We start from the raw sequence: 6,351 nt of genomic DNA, 5'->3' as shown, positions 1-6,351 counted from the left end.
GCCGTCGAGCGCCACCTTGAGCGACTTGTAGCCCGCGTCCGACGCCTCGAAGGAGAGGTCGTCGCAGAACACCACGAAGCGCTCGGGTCGATCGGCCACGAGGTCCACGATGTCGGGCAAGTCCACGAGGTCCCGCTTGTCGACTTCGATCAGCCGCAGTCCCTTCGAAGCGAACTCCGCGAGCGCCGCCTTCACCAGCGAGCTCTTGCCGGTGCCGCGCGCGCCGGTGAGCAGCACGTTGTTCGCGGGTTTGCCGGCCACGAACTGCGCGGTGTTCTCGCGCACGCGCCGCTTCTGCTCGTCGATGTCCTTCAGGTCCGAGAATCGGATCGAGTGCGGATGGCGCACGGCCTCGAGGTAGCCGCCGCGCGTATTGCGCCGCCAGCGGAATGCCTTGGCGGACTTCCAGTCCGGCGCCTGGGTCGATGCGGGAAGCAGCCGGTCGAGGCGCTCCACCAGGTCGCCCAGCCGCTCGGCGATGCGCTTCAGCTCCTCGCTCATTTGAGCTTGAACACCAGCAGCCAGTAGTAGGTGACCTCTTCGATGCGCGCCTCGGAGGCCACGGGAGCCACGAGCTCGATCAGCTCCTGGTGGGTGGGGAAGTTCTTCATGATGTCGAATTCCTCGCCCGAGGCGAGCTTGCGCTTCTGGTAAGTGTTGCCTTCGGCGTCGCGGCGGGAGAGCGGCGTGGAGCTCCACTCGGTGAATGTGTTGTCCAGTATCGCCACCACGGAGCCGGATGCCAGCTTGAGCGACAGGTTCTTCAGGAAGACCGCAAGCTGCGCCTTCTTCACGTGCGACCACCAGAAGCCGGCGAAGGCGGCGTCGAACTGCCGGGGCACAGCGAGGGCATAGGCATCGGCCAACGTGAACTGAACGCGCTCGTGCGGCAGCGGCTTGGCGCGCGCCAGCGTGAGCACTTCTTCGTTCACGTCGGTGGCCGTCCACGACGTGCAGGTCGCTGCGGCAAATGGCGTCCAGTAGCCGGTGCCGCAGGCCACTTCGAGCACCTGGCGGCCGTCGAACAGCGGCGGCAACCAGGCTTTCACCGCGGCGATGTCGGCCTGCCGCTCGGGCTTGGCGTAGATGCGTTCGTACTCGCGCGCGCGCAGCGCGTAGTAGCGGCGCATGTCGTTGGGTAGGTCACTGCTCATGATCACAACCCAGGGTACAGCCGGCTGGGGTTGAACACACCCGCGGGGTCAAAGGCGGTCTTCAAGTCACGGTGAATGCGGTCCAGTGGCGCTTTCAGCGGCGCAAACGCACCGCCGGCCTTGTGTTGTGCCATGAACAGCGTGGCGTGCCCACCCGCGCGCAACGCGGCCTCGCGCACCTTGGCGGCCGATGCCGAAGTGCACAGCCAGCGCTGCGCGCCATGCCATTCGATCAGCTGCTCGCCCGGCAGGATCAGCGGCCTGGCCGTGGGCGGCAGCGACAGGCGCCACAGCGAGACGCTGCCACCGGCCACGGCCTTTTGCGCCTTGGTGAAGTATTCGTCGGTGTGGTGGCGCAGGCCGTCCCAGAAGGGGCTGGCGTGCGCCGGCTCGATCACGTCGCCACCCATGCGGGTGATGGCGGCCTGCACCGCGGCGAGCGCGCCACGCAGGCGCACGAGCAAGGTGCCGTCCCACCACGCGCTGGCATTGAGCGGCAGCGGCTGGCCGCCCCACAGGTTGAGCTTGTCGAGCGCGGCCACCTGCTCCAGCTGGAAGCGCAGCGTGGCGGTGGCCGGCGCCATCGGCAACACCTTGAGCGAGACCTCGAGGATCACCCCCAGCGTGCCCATCGAGCCGGCGAGCAGGCGCGACACGTCGTAGCCCGCCACGTTCTTCATCACCTGGCCGCCGAAGCTCAGCACCTCGCCCTTGCCATTGAGCAGGCTGGCGCCCAGCACGTAGTCGCGCACCGCGCCGACCGAGGCGCGTGGCGGGCCCGACAAGCCCGCCGCCACCATGCCTCCCACCGTGGCGCCCGTGCTGCCGTGGGTGATGAAGTGCGGTGGCTCGAAAGGCAGGCACTGCCCGCGTTCGGCGAGCGCCGACTCGAGCTCGATCAAGGGGGTGCCAGCGCGTGCGGTCACCACCAGCTCGCTCGGTTCGTAACTGGAGATGCCGGCCAGCTGCGTGGTGTGCAGCGGCTCGCCCACGGGCGCCTCGCCGTAAAAACTCTTGCTGCCACCGCCGCAGATGTTGAGGGACGTGCCGGCGGCCTGGGCAGCCAGCACACGGTCGATCAAGGTTTGGAGTGCAGGGTCAGTGGCGTTCATGGGTGAGGGCTATTCTCGCCCGACCCGCTCGCCAGCGCCGGCCCCGAGCCGCGATGTAGAAGACATCTCGTCAGATACAGGGGCAGTTGCCTACGTCGCCGCCCCCGATGACGACCTTGGCATTACCGTCTTTTCCACCCCACGCAGCAAGCGAAAGCGCCATCCCAGTGGACAGAACGAACTGAGCGCAGTGACTCTGAAAATAAGGTGAAGGGGGTAGTACTGCATGAGTGCTTCAGACCACCGGCATGCCTGGCTCAGTCCTGTTGAAGCCTTCGAAACCAATGGAGGATTTGCCGCGGCGGCGGCCTCTCTTCCCCGCCATAAGCGAGGCCATACAACCGTGGGCTACTTCAAGACTTCGGCGCCAGCAACCCACTGGCTGGGTGCCGAAAGGCAACAGGACGCAAGCGTTGAAAGCACGAACGCGGGATTGAGTTCGCGGCGGCCTTCGCTTGTCTAATGCGCGCTGTTCAAATTCCCCCGGCGCATTTTCATGACACATCGAACCCTTCTCTCCGCCACTGCGGCCCTGTTGTTTTCTGCTCCGGCGTGGGGCGTCGACTGGCCCGCCGGCTATTCCAAGTGCGCCAATGAAGGCCAGACCTGCGAAGTCGGCAGCCGTGCCAGGAACGTTTCTTATGGGATCAAGGACAAGTGGGTTGTTCGCACCGTGAGTGGCCACGTGGCCTGCACAAACGCCGCCTTCGGTACAGACCCTTTCCGGGGCAGGGTAAAAAAATGCGCCATTGGCCCCGTGGCGACCTCGACGCCGCCTGTCACCCCTCCAACGACGCCTCCCAGGCCGCCTGTCACACCACCGGTCACTCCCCCGGTCACTCCCCCGGTCACGCCACCCCCTTCGTCTGACGCCAGCGTGGAATCCGCACGCAGCGGGTGGGCCACCCAAGGGGGCGGAACAACGGGCGGCGCGGCTGCCGGTGCCACTGCGATTTACAAGATCAACTCCGCCCGCCAATTGCTCGACGTGCTGAAGGCCGAAGGCGACAAGCCCAAGATCATCAAGCTCTACGGCACGGTGGACATGGCCGGCGCTGACAACGGTGGCCCTTTCAGGAGTGCCGCCGATCAGAAGGCGCGCATTGCCGTCAAGCTGGGCGGCAACACCACGCTGATCGGTCTCGGTGCAGACGCTCGATTGCTCAACGCCAGCGTGTCGATCAAGGGCGTCGACAACGTCATCGTCCGCAATCTCACCATCGTCAATCCTTGCGACATCGATCCGCAGTGGGATTCACAAGACGGCGGTGGCAACTGGAACTCGGAATACGACGGCCTGGTGATCGACGGATCGACGCGCGTGTGGGTCGACCACAACGTGTTCACCGATGCGCCGCAGACGGACGCGGCACTGCCGGTGGTCAACGGCAAGCTCAAACAATGTCACGACGGTGCGCTCGACGTGAAAAACGGCGCCGACTACGTCACGGTGTCCAACAACGTGTTCGACCAGCATTCCAAGAACACACTGGTGGGCTCCAGCGACAACGCCACGGAAGACAACGGCCACTTGAGGGTGACCTTCCACGGCAACCACTACCTTCACATCGCCAGCCGCACGCCACGGGTGCGATTCGGGCGCGTGCATCTGTACAACAACTTCCACGAAGGCAGCCGAGAAGCCCAGGTGTATGCACACGAGTACAGCATCGGTGTGGGGTACCAGGCCAAGATCATTTCGCAGAACAACGTGTTCGACGTCGCGGGGGCCACGGGGTGCGCGCACATTGTCAAGAACCCGGGGTCGGACGGAAAGGCCGGGGCCATCCTGGATTCGGGCTCGTTGGTTAACGGTTCAGCCCTGAACCTTTCGAGCGCCTGCAGGTTCAGCAGCGCGGTGGGGTGGACGGTGCCGTACAGCTTCACATTGTTGAAGGCCAGCGACGTCAAGTCCGCGGTGCAGGCGCAGGCTGGCGTCGGCAAGCTCAGCGTCAAATAAGGTGAGGGCGTTCGCCGCAATGGCGGCGGGCGCCTTTTTTGGAGGCCCAGGTCATGGCGTTTCCGCCACCACCTGCCTGCGCAAACCATCGAGGTCGAGCACGCGCAACCCCCCGTATTCGATGCGGATCAAATCCAGCCCCTGCAGCGCGTGCAGCGCTTCGTTCACCCGCTGGCGCGACAAGCCCACCAGGTAGCCCAGCTCCTGCTGGGTGATGCGCAAGAGGCTGCCCACCCCGGGGTAGAGCGTGGGGTGAAAGAGCGCCGCGAGGCTGCGCGCCACACGCACATCGGGGTCGTTCATGCGGTCGATCTCGCGCGCACCGATGAACTGGCCCAGGCGCTCGTTGAGCTGCTGCAGCACGAAGCGGTTGAACGGAATGCTGCGGTCGATCAGCCAGTGAAAAGTCTCGACGCTGATGCCCGCCACCACGCTCTTGCGCAGCGCCTGGATGTTGTAGCGGTAGACCTCGCGCTTGAGCACCGTGCCTTCACCGAACCACCCACCGGGCGGCACGCCGGTGAAGGTGATGGGCACACCACGGCTGGAGTCGTTGCTCATCTTCAAGAGACCGTCGATCACACCGAACCAGAAGGTGGCCGGGCGGCCCACGCGGCACAGCAGCTCACCGATGGCGACGTTGACGACCTTGATGTCGGCGACGGCGCGCTCGCGTTCGTCGGCCTGCAAGGTCTTCAGCCACGGGATGTCGGCCAGCTCGGCCTCGGTGGCCTGGCGTGCACGCGCCGCCAGCGGCGGGTGGCTGACCGTGATGCCGGGTTCGTCGCGGGAGGCCATGGCGGGAGGGCGCTGGGGCAAGAGGCTGGGGTAAGAACGGGGGAGGAGTGTCCCTAGGATTGTCGTTAGAACGACAGCTTGGCGTCAAACTTCTTCTTACAGTCCGCCCAAGAGCAGGGCCTCCTGCCGACCCCGGAGACAGCGACTGTGGTGACCACGACCTTCCCGCGTTTGATGCTGGAGCACGCCGCCCAACGGCCCGATGCCCCGGCTCTGCGCGAGAAAGAGTTCGGCATCTGGCAGACGCTGAGCTGGTCGCAGCTGGCCACGCTGGTGCGCGAGCTGGCGGGCGGCCTGGCCGCCGCGGGTCTGCAGCGTGGGCAGCACGTGGTGGTCATCGGCGAAAACCGGCCACGCCTGTATGCGGCCATGCTGGCGGCGCAGTCGCTCGGGGCCATTCCCGTGCCGCTGTACCAGGACGCGGTGGCCGGCGAGTTTGTCTTCCCGATCGTCAACGCCGAAGTGGCGTTTGCGGTGGTCGAAGACCAGGAGCAGGTCGACAAGATGCTCGAAGTGCGCGAGCAATGTGCCGACCTGAAGCACATCTGGTTCGACGACCCGCGGGGCCTGCGCAATTACAGCGAGCCGGGTGTCAACGCGATCGACACGCTGATCGAATCAGGCCGCGCTTTCAACGCCGCTCACGCGAGTTTCTTCGACAGCGAAGTGGCCAAGGCGCAAGCCGGCGACGTGGCCGCGATGTTCTTCACCTCCGGCACCACCGGCAATCCCAAGGGCGTGGTGCACACCCATTTTTCGCTGATCGACCGCGCCCAGGCCGGCGCCCGTTTCGACAAGCTCAGCCACCGCGAAGAGGTGCTGGCCTACCTGCCGCTCGCCTGGATCGGGCAGAACGTGTTTTCGTATGCGCAGTGGCTGGCCTGTGGCTACGTGGTGAACTGCCCCGAGTCGGCGGCCACGGTTCACATCGATCTGCGCGAGGTCGGGCCCACGTATTACTTCGCGCCGCCGCGCGTGTTCGAGGCCTTGTTGACCAGCGTGATGATCCGCATGGAAGACGCCGGTGCGATCAAGCGCTGGCTGTTCCAGCGTTTCATGGCCGTGGCGCGCCGTGTCGGCCCGGCGCGCATGGATGGCCACACCGTTGGCCTGCTCGACCGTGTGCTGTACGCGCTGGGCAATGTGGCGATTTACGGCCCGCTGCGCAACACGCTGGGCCTGTCGCGTGTGCGGGTGGCCTACACCGCTGGCGAGGCCATCGGCCCTGACCTGTTCAGCTTCTACCGCTCGATCGGCGTCAACCTGAAGCAGCTGTACGGCTCCACGGAGACGGCGGTGTTCGTCTGTCTGCAACCGGACCACCAGG

At 65.7% G+C, this 6,351-nt stretch carries 6 protein-coding genes; 2 read left to right on the top strand and 4 right to left on the bottom strand.

Annotation, left to right across the window (positions count from 1 at the left end):
• The 3 genes from RMO40_RS17925 to glcE all read right to left on the bottom strand — a co-directional run.
• A partial coding sequence (locus RMO40_RS17925) for a DUF815 domain-containing protein (protein ID WP_309724326.1) occupies window positions 1-501 on the bottom strand: 501 nt, incomplete at its 3' end.
• Complete coding sequence (locus RMO40_RS17920) at window positions 498-1,154, bottom strand: methyltransferase domain-containing protein (protein WP_309724325.1); 657 nt, start codon at window positions 1,152-1,154, stop codon at window positions 498-500. The genes RMO40_RS17920 and RMO40_RS17925, both read right to left, overlap by 4 nt.
• Before the next feature lie 2 nt (window positions 1,155-1,156).
• Window positions 1,157-2,266, bottom strand: coding sequence for a glycolate oxidase subunit GlcE (gene glcE, locus RMO40_RS17915; RefSeq protein WP_309724323.1), 1,110 nt, complete (start codon window positions 2,264-2,266; stop codon window positions 1,157-1,159).
• An 877-nt stretch (window positions 2,267-3,143) separates the two neighbouring features.
• Here glcE and RMO40_RS17910 point away from each other — a divergent pair.
• A complete protein-coding gene (locus RMO40_RS17910; RefSeq protein WP_309724321.1) occupies window positions 3,144-4,226 on the top strand; it encodes a pectate lyase family protein in 1,083 nt (360 codons plus the stop codon).
• Window positions 4,227-4,277: 51 nt separating this feature from the next.
• Here the strand turns inward: RMO40_RS17910 and RMO40_RS17905 are convergent, their stop codons facing one another.
• Entirely contained in the window at window positions 4,278-5,024 is a 747-nt protein-coding gene (locus RMO40_RS17905) for a helix-turn-helix domain-containing protein (protein ID WP_309724319.1), read from the bottom strand.
• Window positions 5,025-5,174: 150 nt separating this feature from the next.
• Between RMO40_RS17905 and RMO40_RS17900 the strand changes: the two genes are divergently transcribed.
• Window positions 5,175-6,351 (top strand): AMP-binding protein (locus RMO40_RS17900; RefSeq protein ID WP_309724317.1); only part of this gene is annotated, 1,177 nt, incomplete at its 3' end.

It is taken from the genome of Rhizobacter sp., assembly GCF_031412075.1.
GTDB lineage: Bacteria > Pseudomonadota > Gammaproteobacteria > Burkholderiales > Burkholderiaceae_C > Rhizobacter.
This window is presented reverse-complemented; position numbering and strand designations above follow the sequence as displayed.

Excerpts from the sequence above, each read along its gene's own strand:
- RMO40_RS17920 (WP_309724325.1), bottom strand. The coding sequence starts at position 1,154 with ATGAGCAGTGACCTACCCAACGACATGCGCCGCTACTACGCGCTGCGC.
- glcE (WP_309724323.1), bottom strand. The coding sequence starts at position 2,266 with ATGAACGCCACTGACCCTGCACTCCAAACCTTGATCGACCGTGTGCTG.
- RMO40_RS17905 (WP_309724319.1), bottom strand. The coding sequence starts at position 5,024 with ATGGCCTCCCGCGACGAACCCGGCATCACGGTCAGCCACCCGCCGCTG.